Annotated in this window: 17 protein-coding genes; 16 read left to right on the plus strand and 1 reads right to left on the minus strand. The window is 67.9% G+C overall.

All coding sequences use genetic code 11. The features are described 5' to 3' along the window. Nucleotides 1-89: 89 nt before the first annotated feature. Nucleotides 90-551 (plus strand): DUF1707 SHOCT-like domain-containing protein, encoded by a 462-nt coding sequence (locus ACYVLQ_RS10605; protein WP_460697223.1) that lies wholly within the window; start codon nt 90-92, stop codon nt 549-551. A 400-nt stretch (nt 552-951) separates the two neighbouring features. Here ACYVLQ_RS10605 and ACYVLQ_RS10610 read toward each other — a convergent pair whose 3' ends face one another. Then, the gene (locus ACYVLQ_RS10610; protein WP_460697224.1) at nt 952-1,338 is read right to left on the minus strand and encodes a hypothetical protein; all 387 of its coding nucleotides are present in this window, start codon (nt 1,336-1,338) and stop codon (nt 952-954) included. A gap of 149 nt (nt 1,339-1,487) precedes the next feature. Here ACYVLQ_RS10610 and glf point away from each other — a divergent pair, with 149 nt between their 5' ends. The 15 genes from glf to pks13 all read left to right on the plus strand — a co-directional run bounded on the left by glf (nt 1,488) and on the right by pks13 (nt 26,177). Beyond that, on the plus strand, nt 1,488-2,687 hold the full coding sequence (glf, locus tag ACYVLQ_RS10615; protein WP_460697225.1) for a UDP-galactopyranose mutase: 1,200 nt from the start codon (nt 1,488-1,490) through the stop codon (nt 2,685-2,687). Between the two features lie 11 nt (nt 2,688-2,698). Next, a complete protein-coding gene (locus tag ACYVLQ_RS10620) occupies nt 2,699-4,648 on the plus strand; it encodes a glycosyltransferase (protein WP_460697226.1) in 1,950 nt (649 codons plus the stop codon). Further along, nucleotides 4,645-5,244 (plus strand): phosphatase PAP2 family protein, encoded by a 600-nt coding sequence (locus ACYVLQ_RS10625; RefSeq protein WP_460697227.1) that lies wholly within the window; start codon nt 4,645-4,647, stop codon nt 5,242-5,244. Before ACYVLQ_RS10620 ends, ACYVLQ_RS10625 begins: the two co-directional genes overlap by 4 nt. Before the next feature lies 1 nt (nt 5,245). Further along, nucleotides 5,246-6,178 carry a decaprenyl-phosphate phosphoribosyltransferase gene (locus ACYVLQ_RS10630; protein WP_460697228.1) on the plus strand — a complete coding sequence of 311 codons (933 nt, stop codon included), beginning with the start codon at nt 5,246-5,248 and terminating at the stop codon, nt 6,176-6,178. Next, on the plus strand, nt 6,162-8,366 hold the full coding sequence (locus ACYVLQ_RS10635; RefSeq protein ID WP_460697443.1) for a hypothetical protein: 2,205 nt from the start codon (nt 6,162-6,164) through the stop codon (nt 8,364-8,366). Before ACYVLQ_RS10630 ends, ACYVLQ_RS10635 begins: the two co-directional genes overlap by 17 nt. A gap of 185 nt (nt 8,367-8,551) precedes the next feature. Next, complete coding sequence (locus tag ACYVLQ_RS10640; RefSeq protein ID WP_460697229.1) at nt 8,552-9,649, plus strand: alpha/beta hydrolase; 1,098 nt, start codon at nt 8,552-8,554, stop codon at nt 9,647-9,649. A 354-nt stretch (nt 9,650-10,003) separates the two neighbouring features. Continuing rightward, the gene (locus ACYVLQ_RS10645; protein ID WP_460697230.1) at nt 10,004-11,080 is read left to right on the plus strand and encodes an alpha/beta hydrolase; all 1,077 of its coding nucleotides are present in this window, start codon (nt 10,004-10,006) and stop codon (nt 11,078-11,080) included. Nucleotides 11,081-11,423: 343 nt separating this feature from the next. Continuing rightward, on the plus strand, nt 11,424-12,350 hold the full coding sequence (locus ACYVLQ_RS10650; RefSeq protein ID WP_460697231.1) for an alpha/beta hydrolase: 927 nt from the start codon (nt 11,424-11,426) through the stop codon (nt 12,348-12,350). 344 nt (nt 12,351-12,694) lie between these two features. Continuing rightward, entirely contained in the window at nt 12,695-13,732 is a 1,038-nt protein-coding gene (locus tag ACYVLQ_RS10655; protein ID WP_460697232.1) for an alpha/beta hydrolase, read from the plus strand. Between the two features lie 443 nt (nt 13,733-14,175). Then, nucleotides 14,176-15,993: an alpha/beta hydrolase-fold protein gene (locus ACYVLQ_RS10660; RefSeq protein WP_460697444.1), complete on the plus strand. Its 1,818-nt coding sequence runs from the start codon at nt 14,176-14,178 to the stop codon at nt 15,991-15,993. Between the two features lie 135 nt (nt 15,994-16,128). After that, nucleotides 16,129-16,638 (plus strand): DUF732 domain-containing protein, encoded by a 510-nt coding sequence (locus ACYVLQ_RS10665; RefSeq protein WP_460697233.1) that lies wholly within the window; start codon nt 16,129-16,131, stop codon nt 16,636-16,638. Next, the gene (locus tag ACYVLQ_RS10670) at nt 16,635-17,621 is read left to right on the plus strand and encodes a cutinase family protein (protein ID WP_460697234.1); all 987 of its coding nucleotides are present in this window, start codon (nt 16,635-16,637) and stop codon (nt 17,619-17,621) included. Before ACYVLQ_RS10665 ends, ACYVLQ_RS10670 begins: the two co-directional genes overlap by 4 nt. A gap of 141 nt (nt 17,622-17,762) precedes the next feature. Then, nucleotides 17,763-18,779, plus strand: a complete 1,017-nt coding sequence (locus ACYVLQ_RS10675) for an LLM class F420-dependent oxidoreductase (RefSeq protein WP_460697235.1) — start codon at nt 17,763-17,765, stop codon at nt 18,777-18,779. A 221-nt stretch (nt 18,780-19,000) separates the two neighbouring features. Beyond that, a complete protein-coding gene (gene fadD32, locus ACYVLQ_RS10680; RefSeq protein ID WP_460697236.1) occupies nt 19,001-20,923 on the plus strand; it encodes a long-chain-fatty-acid--AMP ligase FadD32 in 1,923 nt (640 codons plus the stop codon). A gap of 70 nt (nt 20,924-20,993) precedes the next feature. Next, nucleotides 20,994-26,177: a polyketide synthase Pks13 gene (pks13, locus tag ACYVLQ_RS10685; protein ID WP_460697237.1), complete on the plus strand. Its 5,184-nt coding sequence runs from the start codon at nt 20,994-20,996 to the stop codon at nt 26,175-26,177. Nucleotides 26,178-26,299: the final 122 nt, after the last annotated feature.

Genomic DNA, 26,299 nt, shown 5'->3' on the forward strand with positions numbered 1-26,299 from the left:
GTTCGTGTCTCGATTCGGGGTGGCCGTGCGACCAGGGAATATACACTCGGACTGGCGACGATGCGGCGTCGGTTCGAGGGAGGACCGGGATGGGACCACAGTGGGCGGGTGGGCATTTCCTCGCTGGTGATGCCGATCGGGAACTGGCCGTCGAGGGGCTGAAGCAGAACTTTCAGGCGGGGCGGATTACCGCGGAGGAGCTGTCCGAGCGGATCGGGCAGGCGCTCAACGCGCGGACCTTCGGAGATCTGGACCGCGCGATGGTGGGATTGCCTTGGGCACGGCCGAATTCGCCGGTCTTTCCGGGGGCGGCGCCGTACGGGGCGTATCCCGGACCGGGTCTGCGTCGGCGGAAGCGCGGCCTGGGGATCACCGCATTCGTGTTGGGGGTTTGTGGGTTCATCTGCGGGATCACGGCGGTTCCGGCCGTCGTTCTCGGTGTCGTGGCGTTGGCGGTCGACACCGAGCGCGACGACAAGGGCCTCGCCATAGCGGGCGTCGCGGTCGGCGCCATGTGGATGGCGATCTTCGGCTGGTTCTTCCTAACCTGAGCCGATTCTGTGGATGATCCACGCATGGAGCGAGCCTGCGTCGGGGGTCAGCCACTGGGCGTCCTCCGGCGCTTCGAGCAATTCCCGGCACGCCGCGGTGAGTTCCTCGCTGGGCCCGTACTCGGCGAGCAGCAATGGGTGGCCCAGTCCGCTGCGGCTGTGACGGCGAAACGTTCCGAATACCGGCTGCCCTGAAACTCGACGATGGCCCTGTTACCCGCCTCGTTCGTGAAGGTCCAGGTCGGGGAAGCGCCACGCCATCCTCGCTGTCGCAGTAGGGGCCGTACCCGGTCTCGCAGCGCAGCCCGATACGCCGCGCGGCAATCGAAGTACTCCACCCGGCCATTCTCCTTGTGTGCCAGGTGCGGGAAGGCCGGGCCGCGCCATGGGCCGCCCGGGTTCACCGCGTGGCGGCGGAACCGGCGCGTCCGCGCAGCACGCGGAGTCGGACGAGCAGCGCGGCGGCGGCGAGCGCCGAGAACGCCAGCAGGGACCAGGGATCGGAGTCGTGCCCGCCGCCGTGGTCTACGGCGTGGTTGTACGCGTGCAGGGTGTTGGCGATGATGAAGCCGCCCAGCACCACGGCGACCACGTCGCGCCAGAGCAGGGCGGAGATCATCGTCAGCCCGATGCCGATCTGGAAGACGCCGGCGTCGTGCAGGAAGTGCTCGTGGTCGGGCCAGTTGGCCCACTGCGCGAAACCGCTCGGGTCGACGCGGCACCAGGCTCCGATGCCGATCATCGACGCGGCGGCGATGAGGGTGACGACGGTGACGAAGCGATTCATTGTGGCCTCCTTGCCGGGGTGAAGCGCGGTTACGAGCTACAGACGAGCGAGTTCGGTTCCGCGTGACGGGCGGCGACTGTGACCTGCACGACGCCGGACTGCGCGACTCCGCCCGGCGGCGCCGGAGACTTCCGATACGCTGGGCTCCCGTGACCGTCGCATCCCCCTTCGATCTCATCATCGTCGGCTCCGGCTTCTACGGGCTGACCATCGCCGAACGCGCCGCCAACCAGCTCGGCAAACGGGTGTTGGTGGTCGAGCGCCGCTATCACCTGGGCGGCAACGCGTATTCGGAGGCCGATCCGGCGACCGGGATCGAGGTGCACAAATACGGAGCCCACCTGTTCCACACCTCGAACAAGCGGGTGTGGGACTACGTCAACCAGTTCACCGAGTTCACCGGGTATCAGCATCGCGTGTTCGGGATGCACAAGGGGCAGGCGTACCCGCTCCCCATGGGCCTGGGCATGATCTCGCAGTTCTTCGGGCGCTACTACAGCCCGGAGGAGGCCCGGCAGCTCATCGCCGAGCAGTCCTCCGAGGTCGACATCCAGCAGGCGGCCAACCTGGAGGAGAAGGCGATCTCGCTGATCGGCCGCCCGCTCTACGAGGCGTTCATCCGCGACTACACCGCCAAGCAGTGGCAAACCGACCCGAAGGAACTGCCCAGCAACATCATCACCCGCCTGCCGGTGCGCTACACCTTCGACAACCGGTACTTCAACGACACCTACGAGGGTCTGCCCAAGGACGGCTACACCGCGTGGCTGTCCCGGATGGCCGAATCCGATCTCATCGAGGTCCGGCTCGATACCGATTGGTTCGAGGTGCGCGAAGAGTTGCGCGCGCAGAACCCGGACGCCCCGGTCGTCTACACCGGCCCGCTGGACCGCTATTTCGACTACGCCGAGGGCGAGTTGGGCTGGCGCACCATCGATTTCGAGACCGAGGTGCTGGAAACCGGTGACTTCCAAGGCACTTCGGTGATGAACTACAACGATGCGGACGTGCCGTACACCCGCATCATCGAGCCGCGGCACTTCCACCCGGAGCGGGACTACTACCCGCGCGACAAGACCGTGATCCAGCGGGAGTTCTCCCGTTTCGCACAGACCGGCGACGAACCGTACTACCCGATCAACACCCCCGAGGACCGCGAGAAGCTACTGGCCTACCGGGACCGCGCCAAGGCCGAAACCGCCGCGGCGAAGGTGATTTTCGGCGGCCGCCTGGGCACCTACCAATACCTGGACATGCATATGGCGATCGGCAGCGCGCTGAGCATGTTCGACAACGTGCTGCGCCCGCACCTGGAATCCGGTGCGCCGCTCGTGGATCAGGAAGGCTGAGGCGCGGCCGCATGACGACGACACTGGAAGAGATGACGACCACCACCGAGACCCGCGCGAAGTCCCTGCTGCAGCGCATCATCCTGCCCCGGCCGGGCGAACCGCTGGACGTGCGCACCCTCTATCTGGAGGAGTCAGAGACCAACGCCCGTCGCGCGCATGCCACCTCGCGCACATCGCTGTCGATCGGCGCGGAATCCGAGGTGTCGTTCTGCACCTATTTCAACGCGGTGCCCGCCAGCTACTGGCGGCGCTGGACGATCCTGCCGTCGGTGGTGCTGCGGCTGGAGCTGTCCGGCCACGGCCGCGTCGACGTGTACCGCTCCAAGGCGGACGGTTCACGAATTCACGTGCAGGGCAATGAGTTCGCCACGGCCACGGGCGAGGGCATCACCACGGTCGAATTCGAGGTGGACCTGGCCCCGTTCGAGGACGGCGGCTGGATCTGGTTCGACATCACCTCCGACTCGCACGTCGACCTGCGCAGCGGCGGCTGGTACGCGCCGCTGGAGGCGCCCGGCGAGGGCAGCATCGCGGTCGGCATGCCGACCTTCAACCGCCCGACCGACTGCGTGAACACCCTTGCGGCCCTGGGCTCCGACCCGCTGGTGCTGGAGAAGATCACCGCGGTCATCATTCCCGACCAGGGCACCCGCAAGGTGGTCGACGAGCCCGGCTTCACCGAGGCCGCGGCCGTGCTGGGCGACCGGCTGGCCATCCACAACCAGCCCAATCTGGGCGGTTCGGGCGGCTACAGCCGGGTCATGTACGAGGCGCTGAAGACCACCGACGCCCAGTACATCGTCTACATGGACGACGACATCGAGATCGAGCCGGACTGCATCCTGCGCGCGCTGGCCTTCGCCCGATTCACCCGCACGCCAACGCTTGTCGGCGGTCAGATGCTGAATCTGCAGGAGCGCTCGCACCTGCACACCATGGGCGAGGTGGTCGACCGCGGCATCTGGATGTGGACCGCGGCGCCCAATGTCGAATACGACCACGACTTCTCGAAGTACCCCCTGCGCGACCGCGACAACTCCAAGCTGCTGCACCGGCGCATCGATGTCGACTTCAACGGCTGGTGGACCTGTGTGATCCCGCGCGTGGTCGCCGAGCAGCTCGGCCAGCCGCTGCCGCTGTTCCTGAAGTGGGACGACGTCGAATACGGCCTGCGCGCCCGCGCCGCGGGCTACCCGACGGTCACGCTGCCGGGCGCCGCGGTATGGCATATGGCGTGGAGCGACAAGGACGACGCCATCGACTGGCAGGCGTACTTCCACCTGCGCAACCGCCTCGTCGTCGCGACCCTGCACCTGCCCAACGACGGCCGCCCGATGGTGCTCAACACCATCAAGGCCACACTGAAACACCTGCTGTGCCTGGAGTATTCGACGGTCGCCATCCAGAACCAGGCGATCCGTGACTTCATGGCCGGACCGGACCGGCTGTTCGAACTGCTGCCCACCGCGCTGGGCAGCGTCGCGCAGATGCGCAAGGACTTCCCCGACGCGGTGACTCTGGCCTCGTCCACCGAGCTGCCGCTGGCCAGCGGCGCGGACGTGGGCGCGGTCGGCGAGCCGGGCAACCCGATCGCCAAGATCGTCCGGCTCGGCAAGGGCGTGCTGCACAACCTGCGCCCGGCCAAAACCGAGCACCACGACCGGCCGCAACTCAACGTCCCGACCCTCGACGCGCGCTGGTTCCTGCTCTCGCAGGTGGACGGCGTCACCGTCACCACGGCCGACGGCCGCGGCGTGGTCTACCGCAAGCGCGATCCCCGCCAGGCCTGGGGGCTGTTCAAGGAGGCCATGCGACTGCGCAAGGAGCTGGCCGCCCGCTTCCCCGCGCTGCGTGACCAGTATCGTGCCGCACATCCGCGCCTGACCAGCACCGCTGCCTGGGAGAACGCCTTCGGGATCGGCGGCCGACGCCTCGACGAGAAAGACAGCCAACAATGACAGCTCCCGCGTCCCAGCCGGTCGACGCCCCGCACCTGCGCGTCGTGCCCGAACAGGTGGCGGGGTCACCGGCCGAGGTCAAGATCATCAATGCGGTGCAGGGCGCCATCGGACGCAATCCCGCGGTGATCAAGGCCGCGCGCGGGATGTCGCATTTCGGCGAGCATTCGCTCGGCTGGATGGGCATCGGCGCGGTCGGGGCGCTGCTGGACAAGCCGCGCCGCCGCCAGTGGGCCGGTGTCGCCGTCGGCGCGTTCGGCGCGCACGCCGCGTCGGTGGTCATCAAGCGCATCGTTCGCCGCCCGCGCCCACACGACCCGTCGGTGCAGGTCAACGTGTCGACGCCGAGTAAGTTGAGCTTCCCGTCCTCACACGCGACATCCACGGCGGCGGCGGCGGTATTGCTCGGAAGACTGACCGGGCTACCCTTGCCTGCGGTGCTCGTGCCGCCGATGCTGTTGTCTCGGATCGTGCTCGGGGTGCATTATCCCTCGGACGTGCTTGCCGGGTCCGCGCTGGGCGCCGCCTCCGCAGCTGCCGTGCTAGCCGCCGAAAAGAGAACCGCCCGTGACCGCACAGGAAAGAACCCTCGTTGATATGAGTGAAGAGCCGACCAGCGTCGACCTGGACGAGGCCGTCATCAAGGGACCGCCGAAGTCCCTGGCCGGCGGCATCGTCAAGGCCGTCCGCCCGCGCCAGTGGGTGAAGAACGTCCTGGTGCTGGCGGCTCCGCTGGCGGCGGGCAGGGATGCGGTCTCGAGCGCATCCGTGCTCGGGTACGTCGGCATCGCCTTCGTTGTGTTCTGCATGGCGGCCTCGGGGATCTACCTGATCAACGATGCGTTGGACGTCGAGGCCGATCGGGCGCACCCGACAAAGCGGTATCGCCCGATCGCCGCCGGGGTGCTCCCGGTGAACATCGCGTACGCGCTGTCGGTGGCGCTGCTGGTCGGGTCCATCGCGGTGTCGTTCGTGGCGTCCTGGCATCTGGCGGTGGTGATGGCGATCTACATCGGCATCCAGTTGGCCTACTGCCTCGGGCTCAAGCACCAGGCGGTGCTGGACATCTGCATCGTGTCCTCGGGCTTCCTGCTGCGCGCCGTCGCCGGTGGCGCGGCGGCGAATATCGAGCCGTCGCAGTGGTTCCTGCTGGTCATGGCGTTCGGCTCGCTGTTCATGGCGGCCGGTAAGCGGTACGCCGAGTTGAAGATCGCGCTCGACACCGGCGCGAAGATCCGCAAGTCGCTGCAGTACTACACGCCGACCTATCTGCGGTTCATCTGGACCCTGTCCGCCACGGCTCTGGTGATCTTCTACAGCCTGTGGGCCTTCCAGCAGCAGGAAACCAAAGACACGCAGTGGTACGCGATTTCTATTGTTCCGCTTACTATTGCGGTCCTGCGGTATGCGGTGGATGTGGACGGGGGCGAGGCCGGTGAGCCCGAGGAAATTGCGCTTAAGGATCGTGTACTGCAAGTACTGGCCATCGCCTGGATCGGAGCGGTAGGTGTCGCTGTCTATCTCACCTGACGAGAGGTTGGTAGCGGGAGAAGAGCGCGAAGGACCGCCGACCAGCACGCTGGCGGTCGGCGAATACGAGCGGGAGGCGAGCGCCTCCCGCTTCGCGCGGTTGTCCCGGGCCACCTTCGTCGGTGGGATCGTGCTCACCGGAGTCCTCTTCGCGGCGGGCGCCTGGCAGCGCCGCTGGATCGCCGACGACGGGCTCATCGTGCTGCGCACCGTGCGCAACCTGCTGGCCGGTAACGGTCCGGTCTTCAACGCGGGCGAGCGGGTGGAGACCAACACCAGCGCTGCCTGGACCTATGTCGTCTGGTTCTTCAGCTGGCTCACCCAAGCCCGGCTCGAGTACGTGGTGCTCGCCGTCGCGCTGGTGCTGTCGGTGCTGGCCGTCGTCTTCGCCATGCTCGGCTCGGCTCGGCTGTGGGGCGGCCGCTCGCCGGGTCAACTGCTCCTTCCGGCGGGCGCCCTGGTCTACATCGCGGTGCCCCCGGCCCGCGACTACGCGAGCTCCGGGCTGGAGAACTGCCTGGTCATCTTCTGGCTCGGGGTGCTGTGGTATCTGCTGATGCGCTGGAGCCAGGCCGGGAAGCCCGGTCTCGCAAGCTATTTCGGGCTGGTGTTCTGGGCCGGACTGTCGTGGCTGGTCCGCCCCGAGATGACGATCCTCGGCGGCTTGGCGCTGCTGCTGGTGTTCTGCGCGCCGATGCCGGATTCGCTGCGGTACCCGTGGCTTCCGCCGCGGTCGCGGCCCATCGTGATTCGCGCCCTGCTGGTGGCGATCGGCGGGGCCGTGCCGGTGGGCTATCAGATCTGGCGGATGGGCTACTACGGCCTGCCCTACCCGAACACTGCCGTCGCCAAGGAGGCCAGCGGCGCCAAGTGGGCGCAGGGCTTCACCTACCTGTGGGACTTGGTCGGCCCGTACTTCCTCTGGCTGCCGGTACTGGTCCTGGCGGCGATCGCGAGCCACCTGGCACGGTCGTCCCGGCGCGCCGGGAATACCGACGGCGAGGTCACCGGGTGGCGGGCGTGGCAACGGCGGCTGCGTACGCCCGGTGCCATCGTCGCGCTGATGCTGTTCGCCGGACTCCTGCTGGTGCTGTTCAACATTCGCGTAGGAGGCGACTTCATGCACGGCCGGATGCTGCTGCCGCAGCTGTTCATCCTGCTGCTGCCGGTGGCGGTGCTGCCGATCCGGCTGCCGGATCGCGCGCGGGATTCCGGCCGAGAGCATGCCGGAATGACAGAAGGGGGTGTCGCGCAGCGGAGTTCGGCAGAAGGGGGTGTCGCGCGGCGGGGTTCGGCGGGAGAGGGTGTCGCGCAGCGGGGTTCGGCAGAAGGGGGTGTCGCGCGGCGGGGTTCGGCGGGAGAGGGTGTCGCGCAGCGGGGTTCGGCAGAAGGCGGTGTCGCGCGGCGGGGTTCGGCAGGGGAGGGTGCTCGGCGGTGGGCGCGGTGGTCGTTCGCGGTGCCGTTGGTGGGCTGGGTGGCCACCGTTGGGTGGGCACTGTTCGTCTCCGGCACCGTCGCCAATACCTCCGGCAGTCAGCTCAGCGCCACCGGCATCGTCGACGAGCGCATCTACTACGTCCTCAACAGTGGCCACGACCATCCGATCCTGTCCGAGGACTACCTGGACTACCCCCGTATGCGCGCGATGGTGCAGGCCATCGAGAACACCCCGAACGGCGGGCTGCTGATCAATTCGCCGTCGTTCACGATGTGGTACGTCGCGCCGCCGCCGCTGCCGATCCCCGAGGGCGGCGCCGGGCACACGGTGTACTTCCTGAATCTCGGCATGACGAGCATGAACGTCCCGCTGAGCGTGCGCGTGATCGATCAGGAGGGCTTGGCCTACCCGCTGGCCGCGCACACCGACCGGCTGGTCGACGGCCGCATCGGGCACGACAAGAACCTCTACCCGGACTGGGTGCTCGTCGATACCGGCATGGTGGATCGGCACCCGTGGATGCCGTGGTTCATGGACGAGAAGTGGGTCATCCAGGCCCGCACGGCCCTCGGCTGCCCCGCCACCCAGGACCTGCTGGCGTCCTATCGCGCACCGTTGACGTTCCAGCGGTTCAAGAGCAACATCATCCAATCGCTGGATTTCGCGAAGTACCGCATCGAGCGGGTGCCCAAGTACGAGATCCAGCGGTGCAAGCTGGTCGATCCGATTCCACCCCCGGTTCCGAATTGAGCAGGAGTGCGGGACCGCAGATCCTGCGGTTTTCGCCACTCTGTCTCAATTTGGTAACGCGGAGACATCGCCGAAGCGATAGGCTCCCATGAGTACGTCCGTCGAGGGCGTGTGTTCGCATGCGTCGACGGTGATCCGCAAGAAGCGGCCGGGCCCGGCCGCACAAGGGAAAGGCCGAACAGAATATGCGAGGCGTGACTGTGCGTTGGGCGCAGGAAAGACGTCGGAGACGGGCGCTGCAGCATGGCTCGCGCCGCGCCGGCTGGGTCAAGCGATCCGCCCTGGGGGTGGCGTTGGCAACGCTGCTACCGTTCGGGGTTTCGGTGGCAGGAGCCGGTACCGCGTCTGCCGCGTTCAACCCCGCCGGATTCGACTTCTGGGTCGATTCGCCCGTGATGGGCCCGATCAAGACCCGAGTCTTCCGAGCGGCCGACGGTAATACCAACCGCGTGGTCTATGCCCTCGACGGCATGCGCGCCCGGCAGGACATCAGCGGCTGGGAGATCGAGACCAACGTCGCCGCCGAGCTCGCCAACGCGAACATCAACGTGGTGATGCCGATCGGCGGCGAGTCCAGCTTCTATGCCGACTGGAACGCGCCCAGCTCGTTCTTCGGCCTGCCGCCGATCTCGGGCTCGTCGTCCGGCTCCGCGTCGGGTTCGGGCGCCACCCAGGTGCTCGCGGCCGGTCCCGGCAAGAGCTACCGGTACGACTGGGAGAGCTTCCTGACCCGCGACCTGCGCAACGCGCTGTCGTCCCGGCTGGGCTTCAGTTCGACCCGCAACGGCGCGTTCGGGCTGTCCATGGGCGGCAGCGCGGCACTGACGCTGGCCGCCTACCACCCGGAGCAGTTCAGCTACGCGGGTTCGTATTCCGGCTACCTCAATGTCTCGGCGCCCGGTATGAGGGAGGCGCTGCGCGTGGCGATGGTCGATGCCGGTGGCTACAACATCGACTCGATGGCGCCGCCGTGGGGCCCGGCGTGGCTGCGCATGGACCCGTTCGTGTTCGCGCCGCGGTTGAAGGCCAACGGCACCCGGTTGTGGATCTCGGCCGGTAGCGGCCTGCCCGGTCCCGTCGACGGCCCGAACTTCAACACGCTCAACGCGATGGGCCTGGAGGCGCTGGCGCTGGCCAACACCCGCGCGTTCCAGGTGCGCATGATGTCGCTCGGCGCCAACAACGTCACCTACGATTTCCCGAGCGTGGGCGTGCACAACTGGCGCTACTGGGAAAGCGAGGTCTCCCGCATGCTCCCGGACCTCTCGGCCAACATCGGCTGATACTCCGGGATCGCGCGATCCCCCGAAGCCCCACGGCGGCGTGTCCGCCGTGGGGCTTTTTGCCGTCCGGGCCCATTCCGCTCGATGAAGCTGAATATTTGCTGGTAGTCGTGATATCGCGATTCTGAACCGATTTCGGTCGATTATGTGTCGCAGGTCACTGTTTGGGGCAATTCCGAGTTGAATCACTTTGTTGCAACACCGGATCGCCGATACTCGATTCGTATCGCAGAACGTGCAGTACAACGGCGTGCTCTGGACGCCGACGGTTTTGTCTGTGTTGTCCGAAGGTGAGGGCCGGGCGCGTGGCGAGGGATGAATCGCGGTCGGCTCTCGAGTGAAAGGTCGAAGTCGATGCGATTTGCGCGCAGGAAGCCCAAACCTCATAGGCAGGGTTCGTGGCGGAGGCGATCGGTACTGGGCATGGCACTGGCGCTGATGCTGCCGCTGGGAGTATCCGTGGCGGGATCCGGCGCGACCGCATCGGCGGCCTTGGATCCGTCCGGTTTCGACTTCTGGGTCGACTCACCGGCGATGGGCCCGGTCAAGTCGCGGATCTTCCGCGCCAAGGACGGCAACACCAATCGCGTCGTCTACGCCCTGGACGGCATGCGGGCGCCGCAGACGCTCAACGGCTGGGAGATCGAGACCAACGTCGCCCAGGTGCTGACCGACTGGAACATCAATGTCGTGATGCCGGTGGGCGGACAGTCCAGCTTCTACGCGGACTGGAACGCGCCCAGCAACTTCTTCGGCGTCGGGACCCCTGGCTTCGGCTCCTCGACCGGTTCGGGCGCCACCGAGACCTTCCTGGACGGTCCGGGCAAGAGCTACCGCTACGACTGGGAGACGTTCCTGACCGTGCAGCTGCGTGACGCGCTGCGCGACCGGCTCGGGTTCAACACGAACCGCATGGGCACGTTCGGCCTGTCCATGGGCGGCAGCGCCTCGCTCACCCTGGCCGCCTACCACCCGGACATGTTCAGCTTCGCCGGTTCCTTCTCCGGCTACCTCAACATCTCCGCGCCCGGTATGCGGGAGGCGATCCGCGCGGCGATGATCGACGCGGGCGGCTACAACGTCGACTCGATGGCCCCGCCGTGGGGCCCGCAGTGGCTGCGGATGGACCCGTTCGTCTTCGCGCCGCAGCTGATCGCGAACGGCACCCGACTGTGGATCGCCGCGGGCAGCGCCGTTCCGTCGCAACAGGATCTGGCGCCGCCGGTGGGCGCGGCCGCCGACCGGGTCATCCGCGGCGCGCCGCTGGAGGCGCTGGCGCTGGCCAATACCCGTGCCTTCCAGGTGCGGATGATGTCGCTGGGCGCGCAGAACGCGGTGTACTCGTTCCCGGCCGTCGGCGTGCACGACTGGTTCAACTGGCAGGACGAGGCCTACCGGATGATTCCGGATCTCTCGGCCAATATCGGGTAACGGCGCTAGTACTGCACCGGCACTCGCGTGGTGGACCGAGTGCCGGTGCAGCAAATTTGTGGTTTACGTCACGATTTGGTCTCGGCGGGCGTTTTCGAGCGTGCCCGCACCGAATACCTGCCTTATAGAAGTAACGCCGAAACGTTCGGTCACCACGGAAGTTTCGGTTGTCGGATGTCGCACGTCATGCATCTCCGGTTGCGGTCACTGTCGATCGCATGGGCGAAAGGTCGGGTCGTTGCGTTCTGGTCGGGTGCGCGGAGCAGTTGCCAGTAATGAGATATCGGCTCGACAACGGCGGTGTGGCAGGCGGTCTCGCCGGTTCGGTCGCGCGATTGCCGGAATGGCCCTGGCGCTGGCGTTTCCGGTAGCCACGGTGGTGGGTGGGACGGCAGGTCCGGCGGCCGCCGCGTACAACCCCGCGGGGTTCGACTTCTGGGCCGACTCCGATATGGGCGCGATCAAGAGCCGGGTATTCCGCGCCGCCGACGGCAATACCGATCGGGTGGTGTACGCGCTGGACGGCCTGCGGGCCCGCAACGACCTGTCCGGCTGGGAGATCGATACCGAGATCTCGCGGGTACTGCCGCAGTGGAACATCAATGTCGTGATGCCGATCGGCGGCCAGTCCAGCTTTTATACCGACTGGGCGTCCACGAGCAATACCAATGGCCAGCAGGTTCGCTACACCTGGGAGACCTTCCTGACCCGCGATCTGCGCAATGCCCTGCGGGACCGGCTGGGATTCAAGCCCACCGGGAACGGGGTCTTCGGACTGTCGATGGGCGGCAGCGCCGCGCTCACGCTGGCGGCCTATCACCCCGATCAATTCCGCTATGCCGCTTCCTATTCGGGGTATCTCAATACCTCCGCCCCGGGAATGCGGGAGGCCCTGCGCGCGGCGATGCTGGACGCGGGGGGCTTCAATATCGACGCCATGTGGGGTCCGCCCTGGGATCCGCGCTGGCAGCGCAACGACCCCACCTTCGCCGCGCCGCTGCTGCGCCAGAACGGCACCCGGCTGTGGATCTCCTCCGGCAACGGCCTGCCCGGGCCGCGCGATGCGGTGCGCAGTCCGATCGACGCCTACCACCTGACCAATGCCGAGGTGCTGGAGACGATCGCGCTGGCCAACACCCGCGCCTTCCAGGACAGCCTCGGCGCCGCCAACGCGGTGTTCGACTACACGCCCGTCGGCGTGCACTTCTGGCACTACTGGACCGACCAGGTCTACAAGATGCTGCCGGATCTCAGCGCCAACCTCGGATAGTCCCGGCGGGCGCCGATTACCGGTCCCGCGGCGCAAGATCGAAACGCGGGACCGCCGTGGGCTTTTCGTATCGCGCGACAATCACCGGTCGGACGCGATAGGGTCTCCGCACCATTACGAAACGTGCACGGGCGGATTTCGGTCACGCGGTTCGTTCCACCTTGCTAACGGTTGGGCGGTCGAATATCGTCCAGCGAGCGCAAGTGTGACCAGTTCGTAGACGCGCCGTCGCTCAGCTCGGAGGTCGGGATCCGAGATGGGTGTTGAAAGTGCTGCCGATAGCAACATGCTCTCGCGGCACGGCTACAACAGCAGGCTACAGCAGCAGAAAGAGAGCAAGATCCATGCGTTTCGGCAGGTCCGCCGCGCTGGCGGCGACCGTCCGTGAGGGACGGCGAAATGCTCAGCTCGGTTGGCGCAGACGACTTTTCGCTGTGAGCGCCGCGGCGCTGGCTCTCCCGATCGCGGCCGCTGTGGCGACACCGGCGATCGCGCTGGCGAACCCGGTTGTCGCCCCGGTGCACCGCACCCCGGCCGGCGGCTACGAGGAACTGATGGTCCCGTCCAGCATGGGCCCGGTGAAGGTTCAGGTGCAGTGGGCGCGCGGCGGCGGTAACGCCGCGATGCTGCTGCTCGACGGCCTGCGCGCCCGCGACGACCGCAACGCCTGGTCGTTCGAGACCAATGCGCAGGAGCAGTTCGCGGGCGACGACGTCACCGTGGTGATGCCGGTCGGCGGTCAGTCCAGCTGGTATGCCGACTGGGCGGCGCCGAGCAACACCAACGGGCAGAAGTTCACCTACAAGTGGGAGACCTTCCTCACCCAGGAGCTGCCCGCCTTCCTGGCAAACTACGGCGTCTCGAAGAACAACTGGGCGGTCGCCGGCCTGTCGATGAGCGGTCCGGCCGCACTGCGGCTGGCGGCCTTCCACCGCGACCAGTTCAAGCACGCATCCGCCTTCTCCGGCCCGCTGAACTGGAATGCGCCCGGCATGCGCGAGGCGATCCGCATCATGATGCTGGACGCGGGCAAGTTCAACGTGGACTCGATGGCGGCGCCGTGGAGCCCGCAGTGGCTGCGGTCGGACCCGATGGTGTTCGCGCCCCAGCTGCGCGGCCTGCCGCTGTTCATCTCCTCGGGCAGCGGCCTCCCCGGCCCGGCGGACGGCAACACCTCGCCGGTCGGCATGTTCAACACCGGTAACGCGATGGCCCTCGAGGCCATCTCGATGGTGAGCAGCCGCTCCTTCCAGGCCCGGCTCAACTCGCTGGGCATCCCGGCCACCTACGACTTCCCGGCCACCGGTACGCACAAGTGGCAGTACTGGCAGGACGAACTGGCCAAGGCCCGCCCGGGCATCCTGGCCGCACTGGGAGCCTGACCCGGCAAACGACCACTGGGGCGCCGCGTGATCTATCACGCGGCGCCCCAGTGCTTTTCTGAGACGGTGATCCCGGCGAAAAGCATGCCGGGAAATGATCGGAGGCATGTCGGGAGATGGTCGGAGGCATGTCGGGAGATAGTCGGAGGGATGCCGGGAGATGGTCGGAGGGATGCCGGGAGATAGTCGGAGGGATGCCGGGAGATGATTGGAGGGATGCCGGGAGGGCGGGACAACCGGCGTTTCGTGGTTCGGCGCGCCGTTTGTGAGGATTCGTACGGTTCGACCGGTGTCGTGCCGGGTAAGTTGACTGGTTCCCGCGCGTCTTGCGCGGTTACCGGTGTGCATCGCGGTACAACACTCCTGTGGCAGGTGTGGCTGACGGTAGGTGGGGGCGAGCGCGGGGCGCTCGATTACGGCGCGCGCGGTCGGGCCGGGGGCGGATGGCGGTGCTCGCCGCCGTCGTCGTGTTGCCGCTCGCCGCAGGCTATTCCGCCGCGATCACACCCGCGGCGGCCCAGCCGGACGCGAACGTGGCGGCCGCGGCCGGGGCAACCGTGCAGCGCGCGGTGTGGCTGAGCGACCGGCGGGTGGCGCTGTGGGTCAATTCGCCGTCCATGGGCGCCCCCATCCAGGTGCAACTGCTGCTGGCCCGCGACTGGAACATCCGGCCGGAGGCGCGCTTCCCGCTGTTGTTCATGCTCGACGGCCTGCGCGCCACCGACGACGAGAGCGGCTGGACCAAGGACGCCGGCGCCGTCGACTTCTACGCCGACAAGAACGTGACCGTGGTGCTGCCGGTCGGCGGCCAGTCCAGCTTCTACTCGGACTGGGCGCAGCAGAACAACGGCAAGAACTACAAGTGGGAGACGTTCCTCACCAAGGAGCTGCCGCCGCTGCTGGAGAGCCAGTGGCGGGCCACGAACGTGCGTGGCGTGGAGGGGCTTTCGATGGGCGGGACGGCCGCGATGTTCCTGGCCGGGCGCAATCCCGACTGGGTGAAGTACGCGGCCTCGTACTCGGGCTTCCTCACCACGACCACGCTGGGTATGCCGCAGGCCATCATGTTCGCGATGCGCGACGCGGGCGGCTTCGACGCCAACGCCATGTGGGGCCCGCCGGGGACCGACGAGTGGAAGGCGCACGACCCGTACGCGCTGGCGGACAAGCTGAAGGGGACCAGCCTGTACGTCTCGGCCGGTAGCGGCACCACGGGCGCCTTCGACAGCCCGAGCCCGGACCTGCCCGCGATCAGCACCAACTACGCGGGCATGGGGCTCGAGATCCTGTCCCGGCTGACCACCCAGAACTTCGTCGGCAAGCTGAACCAGCTGCAGGTGCCGGTGCAGGTGAGCTACCGGGCCTCCGGCACCCACACCTGGCCGTACTGGGATTTCGAGATGCGGCAGTCCTGGCCGCAGGCGGCCGCCGCGCTCGGCGTCGACACCGCCGCCTCCGCGTGCCAGACCGGCGGGGCGATCGCCGGTGTGGCACAGGCGAACCCGTGGCTCGGCGGCTGCGTGACGCCCGAATACCAGGTGGCCGGGGGCACGGCACAGGATTTCAAGGCCGGGCGGGTGTTCTGGTCGTCGGCCGCGGGCGCGTATCCGACGGCGGGCACGATCGGCGGTCTCTATCAGGCGGCCGCGGGTCCCGCCGGTCCGCTCGGGCTGCCGGTCGGCCCCGAGACCCTGCTGCCGGACGGGCGCGGCCGCTTCCAGGCCTTCCAGCGCGGTTCGGTGTATTGGACTCCGCAGACCGGTGCGCAGATCGTGCGCGGCGCGATCCTGCAGGAGTGGGGCGCGCAGGGCTTCGAACACGGTCCCGCCGGTTATCCCATCGGGCCGGAACTGAAGACGCCGAACCGGGACGGTGTGGTGCAGGGCTTCGAGAACGGCACCGTGTACTTCAGCCAGAAGACCGGCGCGCACCGGTTGCAGGGGCTGATACTCGGCAAGTACGCGCAACTGGGCTTCGAGAACAGCCAGCTGGGCTTCCCGACCGGCGAGGAGTTGCCGCTGAAGGACGCGGGGCGCGGCAGCACGTTCGAGGGCGGCAATATCTACTGGAGTCCGCTGTCGGGGACCTGGGCGGTGCGCCACGGGCCGATCATGGACACCTGGGCCCAGCAGGGCTTCGAGAACGGTCGGCTCGGCTATCCGATCAGCGACGAGTTCCCGGTGCCGGGAGGGGTGCAGCAGAACTTCCAGACCGGATTCATCGTCGTCCGTGACGGCAAGCCCGAGGTGCACGGCATCTGACCGACCCTCGCGGCCGTTGGCGGAGCCATGAGAGTTGCCTGAAGGTTCGTCCCGGGATCGCTACTATCGCACGGCCTGCCATTAGCCTGGTGGGCGACCCGTTGCTCCTGTTGAACAGATCGAGGATACGAATTCATGCTTCGGACCCGTGGAGCCGCGACGGCGGCACTCGCCCTCGTTGCCGCTGGCCTGCTCGCCGCCTGCGGTGACAACGATTCGACCGCGTCGAGCACGCCCACGCTGAAGCCCTCCACCACCTCGGCCTCCGGCCCCACCCCGACGCTCCCGTCCGTGGTGCAGATCCCGCCGGAGGAGGGCGGCTCCGCGCCGAGCGCCAGCGCCGACGAGCGCCCGCAGCCGGTGCAGCCCACGACCGCCGCCGGTTCCGCCCCGCTGTCGGCCAAGGACGAGGCGCTGGTCGAGGAACTGAAGAAGCGCGGCGTCACCGCGACACCGGACGTCGCGGTGACCACGGCGAGCTTCGTCTGCCAGGGCAAGGCCGCGGGCATGCCCAATGACCAGCTCACCACCTACGTGAATGCCATGGCGGGGTCCGATCCGGCCTACGATCCGGCGAAGATGCCGGTCGAGCAGGCGGGCAAGATCTACGTCGACGTCGCGACCCAGAGCTACTGCGACAAGTGAACGCGCGACGTTCGGGCTTCTCCGGCCGCAGGCGCGGGCGGGGCCGGGGTTGCCTGCTGTTCCTGGCGGGCATCGTCGTCTTGATCGTCGTGGTGCTGCTGCTGTGGTACCTGCTGGCCGGGGTGCTGCGCATCCCCAAGCCGACGCCGCCCAAGCCGCGCCCGCCCGTCACACAGCCGGCGCATTGCCCGGACGTACAGTTGCTGTCGATTCCGGGTACCTGGGAGTCCCACAGCGGCGACGATCCGGAGAACCCGACCGCCAATCCGGCCTCGCTGATGCTGAACATCAGCAATCCGGTGCGCGAGCAGTTCCCGCAGGAACGGCTCGACGTCTACACCGTCCCGTACGTCGCGCAGTTCTCCAATCCGATCGCGATCCCGCCGGACGGCCAGCAGTCCTACAACAACAGCCGCTCGGAGGGCACCCGGCGCGCCACCGACGAGCTCACCTCGATGGCCAAGGAATGCCCGCTGACCAGCTATGTGATCGCGGGCTTCTCGCAGGGCGCCGTGATCGGCGGCGACCTCGCCGCGCAGATCGGCGCGGGTAAGGGGCCGGTATCGCCCGATCAGGTGCTCGGCGTGATGCTGATCGCCGACGGGCGGCGCGATTTCGGGCCCGGCCAGGCCACCGGGATCGGGCCGAACCCGCCCGGTGTGGGCGCGGAGGTCGCGCTCAAGGGGCTCACCGTCCCCGGCATCAGCATGACCGGGCCGCGGCAGGGCTTCGGCAAGCTCGCCGACAAGACCTTCACCATCTGCGCACCCGGCGACCTGATCTGCGATGCTCCGAAACAGGCGTTGAACCCGCTCAACATGATTCCCGCGCTGGCGACGCTGGTGCGGGCCGTCGGGAATCCGGTGCACAACGGCTACAACTCGTTCGTCGTCGATCCCGACAGCGGCGCCACCGCCACGCAGTGGACGACGAATTGGGCGACGGACCTGATCAATGGCGCCCCGCACCCGCCCCATTCGTGACTATTAACAGGGGTCAACCCCGAGAACCCCAAGGTTTCGGGGGCAGGCTGTAAAGTGCAGCGATGATCGCGACGCCGGAGCCGTATCCTCTCGGATCGGCCCGGCGTCGCAGCCATTCCGGACAGCCAGGAGCATGAGTTCATGACAGAAGTCGCCGCTACCGCAGAGGTGACTGCCTTGGGTACGCCGCCGCGCAGGTTCCGGTTCGCGGCCGCGGGCGAGGGGAATCAGCAAGAGGGCGGGGCGCGCAAGTTCGTCAAACTGGCGCAGCAGGCCGAGGAGTACGGCTACGACTCCTTCGCCGTGCCCGATCATCTCGGCCCGCAGATCGGCCCGATCGCCGCGCTGGGCGCGCTGGCGGTGGCCACCGAGCGGATCCGCATCGGAACGTCGGTGCTGGCCAACGGCTTTCGCCATCCCGTGGTGCTGGCCAAGGACGCCGCCACCATCGACGTGCTGTCCAAGGGGCGCCTGGAGTTGGGCGTGGGCGCGGGCTGGATCAAGGGCGAGTTCGAGGCCGCGGGGATCCCCTACGAGTCGCCGGGCGTGCGGCTGGAGAAGCTGGACGAATCGCTGACCATCCTGGATGTGCTGTTACGCGGGCAGGAGTGCCACTTCGAGGGCAAGCACTACCAGGTGCGCGGCATCAAGGGCACCCCGCGGCCGCGGCAGGGACCGCGCCCGCCGCTGGTCACCGGTGGCGGCGGCCCGAAGATGCTGCGGCTGGCCGCCAAACACGCGGACATCATCTCGGTCGTGCCCCGGACCACCAAGGATGGGAAGGGCCTGCTGTCGGGCATCACCCTCGCCAAGACCATCGAGAAGGTGAACCTGATCAAGGAGGCGGCCGGTGATCGGTTCGCCGACATCGAGCTGAACTGGACCATCACCGCCGTGGTGATCACCGACGACCGGGAGCGCACCGCCGAGATGGCCCTGTCGGCCATCGATAAGGGTCTGCATCCGGATCTCGAGGTGGACGTGCAACTGTCGGTGGACGACATCCTGACGTCCCCCTATGTGGCAATCGGCACATTCGACGAGATCGCCGAGCAGATCCGTAACGTGCGGAAACTCACCTCGATGTCCTATGTCGGGGTGTTTCCTACTCAGATGGATGCCTTCGCGCCGGTGATCCCGTTGCTGCGGGAGGCGTAAGAGGGTCATGTTCGCTTGCACCGGGTACTGGTTCGGGCCCTGCTCTGTAACATGTCCCTGGTTTGAGTACATCTAGCCGATAGGTGGTCACCGCGCAGACCGCCGGAAAAAGCTGCGGGCATGCTCTCGCACCACAGAGCGTCCGCGGGCGTAAGAGAGTCGGGGCCTCACGGGTAACAGCGGCCAGGGCGCCGTACTGCGTGTGCCTCGGAGGAGAAGGAATGACGGACGAGACTTTCGACGACTACCTGGACGAGTCCGGGAACATCAAAATTCCCCCGGGACGGACCCTGGTCGACTACGTCGAGAAGCACACTCGCGACGACGCGAAGACGCTTGCTTACCGCTACATCGATTACTCCCGTGAGCGCGACGGTGAGTACCAGGACCTGAACTGGCAGGAATTCGGCATTCGGCTGCGCGCGGTGGCCGCCCGCCTGCAGCAGGTGACCGAGCCCGGTGACCGGGTCGCGATCCTGGCGCCCCAGGGCCTGGACTACGTGGTGGCCTTCTTCGCCGCCATCTACGCGGGCACCATCGCCGTGCCGCTGTTCGATCCCGAGGAACCGGGCCACACCGACCGCCTGCACGCCGTGCTCGGCGACTGCAAGCCCGCGGCCATCCTCACGGCGAGCTCCTCCGCCGCTGGGGTGCGCCAGTTCTTCCGCCCACTGCCCGCCGCGCAGCGCCCGCGCGTGATCGCCGTGGACGCCGTGCCGGACTCGCTCGGCGAGTCGTGGACCTATCCCGACATCACCGTCGACCACATCGCGTACCTGCAGTACACGTCGGGATCGACGCGTACCCCGGCCGGTGTGGAGATCACCCACCGCGCGGTGGGCACCAACCTGCTGCAGATGATCAACGCGATCAATCTGGACTGGAATTCGCGCGGCGTCACCTGGCTGCCGCTGTTCCACGACATGGGCCTGCTGTGCGTGATCCTGCCTGCCATCGGCGGCAAGTTCATCACCATCATGTCGCCCAGCGCCTTCGTCCGGCGCCCGGGCCGCTGGATCCACGAGCTGGCCGCGCACTCCGATGGCGCCGGAACCTTCGCCGCCGCACCGAACTTCGCCTTCGAGCACGCGGCCGCGCGCGGCCTGCCGAAGAACGGCGAATCGCTGGACCTGTCGAACGTCATCGGCCTGATCAACGGCAGCGAGCCGGTGACCACCTCCTCGATGAAGAAGTTCAACGAGGCGTTCGCGCCCTACGGCCTGCCCAAGACCGCGATCAAGCCGTGCTACGGCATGGCCGAGGCGACGTTGTTCGTCTCGGCGACCCGGGCCGAGGACGAGGCCAAGGTCATCTACGTCGACCGCGACGAGCTCAACGCGGGCCGGATCGTGAAGGTGGAGCAGAACGCGCCCAACGCCATCGCGCAGGTCAGTTGCGGCTATGTCGCGCTGTCGCAGTGGGCCACCATCGTCGACGCGGAAACGGTGGACGACCCGGCGGGCGCCCGCGAACTGCCCGAGGGCCAGGTCGGCGAGATCTGGCTGCACGGCGACAACATCGGCATCGGCTACTGGGGACGCGAGGAAGAGACCCGCAAGACCTTCAAGAACATCCTCGCCAACCGCCTGCCGGAGGGCAGCAAGGCCGAGGGCTCGGCCGCGGACGCGACCTGGATGCGGACCGGCGACTACGGCGTGTACATCGATGGCGAGCTGTACATCACCGGCCGCGTCAAGGATCTGGTGATCGTCGACGGCCGCAATCACTACCCGCAGGATCTGGAGTACTCGGCGCAGGAGGCCAGCAAGCTGCTGCGCCCCGGTTTCGTCGCGGCCTTCTCGGTACCGGCAAACCAGCTGCCGCCCGAGGTGTTCGAGTCCGACAGCCACTCCGGCATTCGCTACGACGCCGACGACGCCTCCGAGCAGCTGGTGGTCGTCGCCGAGCGCGGCCCGGGCGCGCACAAGGCCGATCCGCAGCCGATCGCCGACGCGGTGCGGGCGGCGATCTCGCAGCGCCACGGCGTCACCGTGCGCGACGTGCTGCTGGTTCCGGCCGGATCGATCCCGCGGACCTCGAGCGGCAAGATCGCCCGTCGCGCCTGCCGGGCCGCGTACCTGGAGGGCACCCTGCGCGGTGGTTACACGCAGCAGGCCTTCCCCGATGCACCCGAGGAAGAGTGAGCGGTCGCTGCGATACTGGCTATCGATCCCTGCCCACCCGACACCCGCATCCAGGTAGCTTGAGGAATTGATGGCTGACAACGAGGGCACCCAGACGACCGACGCCGTTTCGCCCGCTAGCGAATCGGTCACCGAGAACACCGCGGACACCGAGATGTCGGTGGCCGAATTGCGAGAGTGGTTGCGGCGCTGGGTCGCCGAGGCGACCGGGCAGCCGGTCGAGAACATCACGACGGACCGGCCGATGGAGGAATTCGGACTGGCCTCGCGGGATGCGCTGGCCCTCGGCGGCGATATCGAGGACCTCACCGGCGTGATGCTGAACGCGACGGTCGTCTATCAGCATCCGACCATCGCGTCGCTGGCGGAGGTCATCGCGGCGGGCGGGGTGCCCGAGGAGCCGGATACGTCGGAGGACGATTCCTTCTATACCGCGGGGCTGCGGCCGGGCGAGGCGCACGACGTCGCCATCGTCGGGTTGTCGACGCGACTGCCGGGGGCGGGCGACACCCCGGAGTCGACCTGGGATTTCCTGATCAACCGCGGCGACGGTATCCGGGAGCTGCCCGAGGGGCGGTGGTCGGAGTTCACCGCCGAACCGCAGGTGGCCGAGGCCGTCGAGAAGTCGATCACGCGGGGCGGCTACCTCGATCAGGACGTGGTCAAGGGCTTCGACGCCGAATTCTTCGCGATGTCGCCCGTCGAGGTCGAGCGGGTGGATCCGCAGCAGCGGCTGATGATGGAGCTGACCTGGGAAGCGTTGGAGCACGCCCGAATTCCCGCCAGCGACCTCAAGGGGAAGCCGGTCGGGGTGTACATCGGCTCCTCGGGCAACGACTTCATGTTCCTCGTCGCGATGGCGGCGGGCGCTCCGGTCGATGCGAACACACCGGCGACGGCGGCCGCCTACGGGATCACGGGCAGCGTCTCGTCGATCATTCCCAACCGGGTGTCCTACTTCTTCGACTTCCGCGGGCCGTCGGTCTCGGTCGATTCCGCGTGCTCGTCCACCCTGGTCTCGGTGCACGAGGCGGTGAAGGCGCTTCGCAGCGGTGATGCCGATGTCGCGCTCGCCGGTGGCGTCAACATGCTGCTGGCTCCGTTCGCGACGCTCGGATTCGATGGGGCGGGCGCCCTCGCGAAAGACGGTCATATCAAGGCGTTCTCGTCCGACGCGGACGGCATGATCCGCTCGGAGGGCGGCGGCATGTTCGTGCTGAAGCGGCTGGCCGACGCGGAGAAGGACGGCGATCGGATCCTGGCCGTCATCAAGGGTTCCGCGGTGAACAACGACGGCCGCTCCAACGGCCTGCTGGCCCCGAACCCCGACGCGCAGGCGGACGCGCTGCGCCGCGCCTATCGCGACGCCGGAATCCCGCCGTCGTCCGTCGATTACATCGAGGCGCACGGCACCGGCACCCTGCTCGGCGACCCGATCGAGGCCGATGCGCTCGGCCGCGTGATCGGTCGCGGGCGCGACGACAACAAGCCCGCGCTGCTCGGGTCGGCCAAGACCAACTTCGGCCACCTGGAGTCGGGCGCCGGTGCGGCCTCGCTGGCGAAGATCATTATGGCGTTGCAGCACAACGTCATTCCGCCGAATATCGGATTCGCCGGTCCCAACCCGTACATCCCGTTCGAGCAGGCGCATCTGAAGGTCGTCGACGAGCCGACCGAGTTCCCGCGCTACAGCGGCAAGGCCACCGCCGGTGTCTCCGGCTTCGGGTTCGGCGGCACCAACGCGCACGTCGTGATCCAGGAGTACGTGCCTTCCTCCGATTCGGTCATCCCGGCGAATGCCGGGACCCAGGGCGGACTGGACGAACTCCTCGATGACGAGACCACCGATGTGGTGGCCGATGCCGAGGTTCCGGAGTGGACCGAGGAGCGCACCGAGCCGCTGCCCGTCATCCTGCCGGTCTCGGCGTATTTGCCGTCGCGTCGCCGCCGTGCCGCCAAGGACCTGGCCGACTGGCTGGAATCCGAAGCGGGACAGGCGGCTTCGCTGGAGGATGTGGCGCGGTCGCTGGCCAAGCGCAATCACGGCCGGTCGCGCGGCGTGGTGCTGGCCACCACGCGCGAGGAGGCCATTGCCGGGCTGCGCGCCATTGCCGAAGGCAAACCGGGGCAGGGCGTTTTCACCGCGGACGCGCCCGCCGCCAAGGGCGCGATGTGGGTGCTGTCGGGCTTCGGCTCGCATCACCGCAAGATGGCCAAGCAGCTCTACCGGGAGAATTCGATCTTCGCCCGCACCGTCGACGAGGTCGACGAACTGGTGCAGGACGAGGCCGGTTACTCGGTCAAGGAGATGATCCTCGACGACGCGCAGGACTGGGATGTGGGTACGTCGCAGGTCGGCGTGTTCGCCATCCAGGTCGGCCTCGCGGCGGTCCTGCACGCGCACGGCGCCGAGCCGGGTGGTGTGGTCGGGCATTCGCAGGGTGAGGCCGCCGGCGCCTACATCTCCGGCGGCATGAACCTCGCGGACGCGGTGCGGGTGATCTGCGCGCGGTCGCGGCTGATGGGCGAGGGCGAGCAGATGCTCTCGGAGGCCGATGTCCGCAATATGGCGCTGGTCGAATACAGCGCCGAAGATATCGAGAAGGTGCTGGCCGACTACCCGGACCTCGAGGTCGCCGTCTACGCCGCGCCCACCAACACCGTGATCGGCGGCCCGCCGGACCAGGTGCAGGCCGTCGTCGCCCGCGCCGAGGCCGAGGGCAAGTTCGCCCGCGTGCTGCAGGTCCGCGGTGCGGGGCACACCTCGCAGATGGATCCGCTGCTGGGCGAGCTGGCCGCCGAGCTGGCCGGGATCGAGCCGACCAAGCCGACCGTCGACCTGTACTCGACCGTGCACAAGGCCACCGTGTACCGCGCGGGCTCGGATCCGGTGCACGACGTGGACTACTGGGTCACCAATATGCGCCACCCGGTGTACTTCACCAACGCGGTGCGGCAGGCGGTCGACAGCGGCATCACCACGTTCCTGGAGCTGGCGCCGAATTCCGTTGCACTGATGCAGGTTCTGGGCACGACGTTCGCGGCCGGGGTGCACAACGCGGCGCTCATCCCCACGCTCAAGCGCAAGGAGGACGAGTCCGCCGGTGTGATCGCGGCGCTGGCGCAGCTCTACGTGCAGGGGCACCGGGTCGATCTGTCGTCGCTGCTGCCCGCCGGGGAGTACGCCGACATCCCGCGAACGGCGTTCCTGCGCAAGGAGTACTGGCCCAAGGTCGCCATCGCCTCGGGTGCGGGTTCCGGCCGGGTGCCGGGCGCGCACGTCGCGCTGCCGGACGGGCGGCATGTCTGGGAGGTGGCCGCGGGCGCCGTCGCCGGTCTTCCGGCGCTGGTGGGAGCCGCTGCGGCGCAGGTGCTTTCGGATGTCTCGGTGGGCGCCACGGTCGCGCATTCGCCGCTGCCCGCCTCCGGGACCGTGACCACCACGCTCACACCGCATCTGGGCGGCGCGTCGGTGCAGGTGCACGGCAGGCAGGACGGCGCGTTCCGGCTGCTGTTCGAGGCCGTCGTGACCGGCTCGCCGTCCGGCGCGTCCGCGTCCGGTCATCCCGGCGCATCCACCTCCATTGACCCCGGCGCGTCCACGAATAGTCATCCCGGCGCGTCTTTGGCCGGGAGCCAGGGAGATTCCGGCCCAGAGCACGCCGGAATGATGGGGGACGACTCGGGCGACGCCGCCGATCTGGAGGTCGTGGAGACCTTCGGGGACCGGTGGGACCCGAACGGTTCCCAGACCGTGGAGCAGCGGCTGGCGATCATCGTCGCCGAATCCATGGGCTATTCCGTCGAGGATCTGCCGATGGAGATCCCGCTGATGGAGCTGGGCCTGGACTCGCTGATGGCCATGCGCATCAAGAACCGGGTCGAGTACGAGTTCGACATCCCGCAGCTGCAGGTCTCGGCCGTGCGCGACGCCAGCCTCAACGAGGTCTCCAAGGTACTGCGCTACGCCATCGAGCACCGCGACGAGGTCGCCGCGATGGCCGAACAGCAGGCCGCCGAGGGCGGCTCGCTGACCGTCGACGACAACTTCGTCAACGCGGCCCGCGCGGCCATGGAGTCCGGTGCGGATCCGGCGGCGGTCGTCAAGGAGAAGCTGGCCGAGCAGCAGGCCGAGGCTCCGGCGGAGCAGGCGGGCGGGTCGTCCACCGAGGGCAATGTGCCCCCGCGCGATGCCGCCGAGCGGCTGACCTATGGCACCTGGGCGCAGATCACCGGCAAGTCGGCGGGCGGCGTGTTCAACACCCTGCCGATCCTGGACGAGGATACCGCCCAGCAGCTGGCGGCCCGGCTGTCCGAGCGCGTCGGCGCCGAGATCGATGTCGAGGAGGTGCTCGACTGCGAGACCATCGAGCAGCTGTCCGACATCGTGCGTCAGCACCAGGACAGCGGCGGCGATGTCGACGGCTTCGTCCGCACGCTGCGGGCCCGCGCGGAGGGCTCGAATGCCGTACCGGTCTTCGTGTTCCACCCGTCGGGCGGCAATACGCTCGTCTACGAGCCGCTGCTGAAGCGGTTGCCCGCGGATACCCCGATGTACGGCTTCGAACGAGTCGAGGGCTCGATGGAAGAGCGTGCCCGCCAATACGTTCCGAAGATTCGCGAGCTGCAGCCCGATGGTCCGTACATCTTCTACGGCTGGTCGCTGGGAGCCGTGTCGGCGCTGCAGGTCGCGCAGCTCATGCGCGCCGAGGGCGACGACGTCCGGCTCGTCGGCCTGATCGACCTCGCGATTCCGACGCAGCCCGAGGACACCAGCCCCGAGGGCCGCCGTGCCCGGATCGAGCGTTTCCAGGCCTTCGCGCAGAAGACCTACGGCATCGAGGGCGAACTCGACGACGATATGCTGCAGGAGTTGGCGGATGCCTCCGACGAGGAGCAGTACAAGATCATCACGGGTCTGCTCGAGTTCGCCGATGTGAAGATTCCCGGCGGCGTGATCGAGCACCAGCGCACCTCGTGGCTCGATAGCCGAGAGCTGGAGAAGGCGCAGCCGTCGCACTACGACGGGGATGTGGTGCTGTACCTGGCCGATCGCTATCACGACGGCATGATCGAGCTGGAGCCGCGATTCGCCGAACGGCAGCCCAACGGCGGGTGGGACGACTACCTCCCGAACCTGGAGATCATCCACATCCCGGGCGAGCATCTCCAGATCATCGACGAGCCCCGTATCGCCACCATCGGTGCCGACCTGACGCAGAAGCTGGCTGCGATCGCGAAGGGTACGCAGTGAATGTGCCCGCGGGACCATCGGTTTCCCCGTCATTCCGGCACGCTTTCGGCCGGAATGACGGACTAGCGCAGTGAGAACAACCACGCCAGCATGCCGCGCACACAGCGGCAGCGGGCGCCAGC

The organism is Nocardia thraciensis, assembly GCF_054782435.1.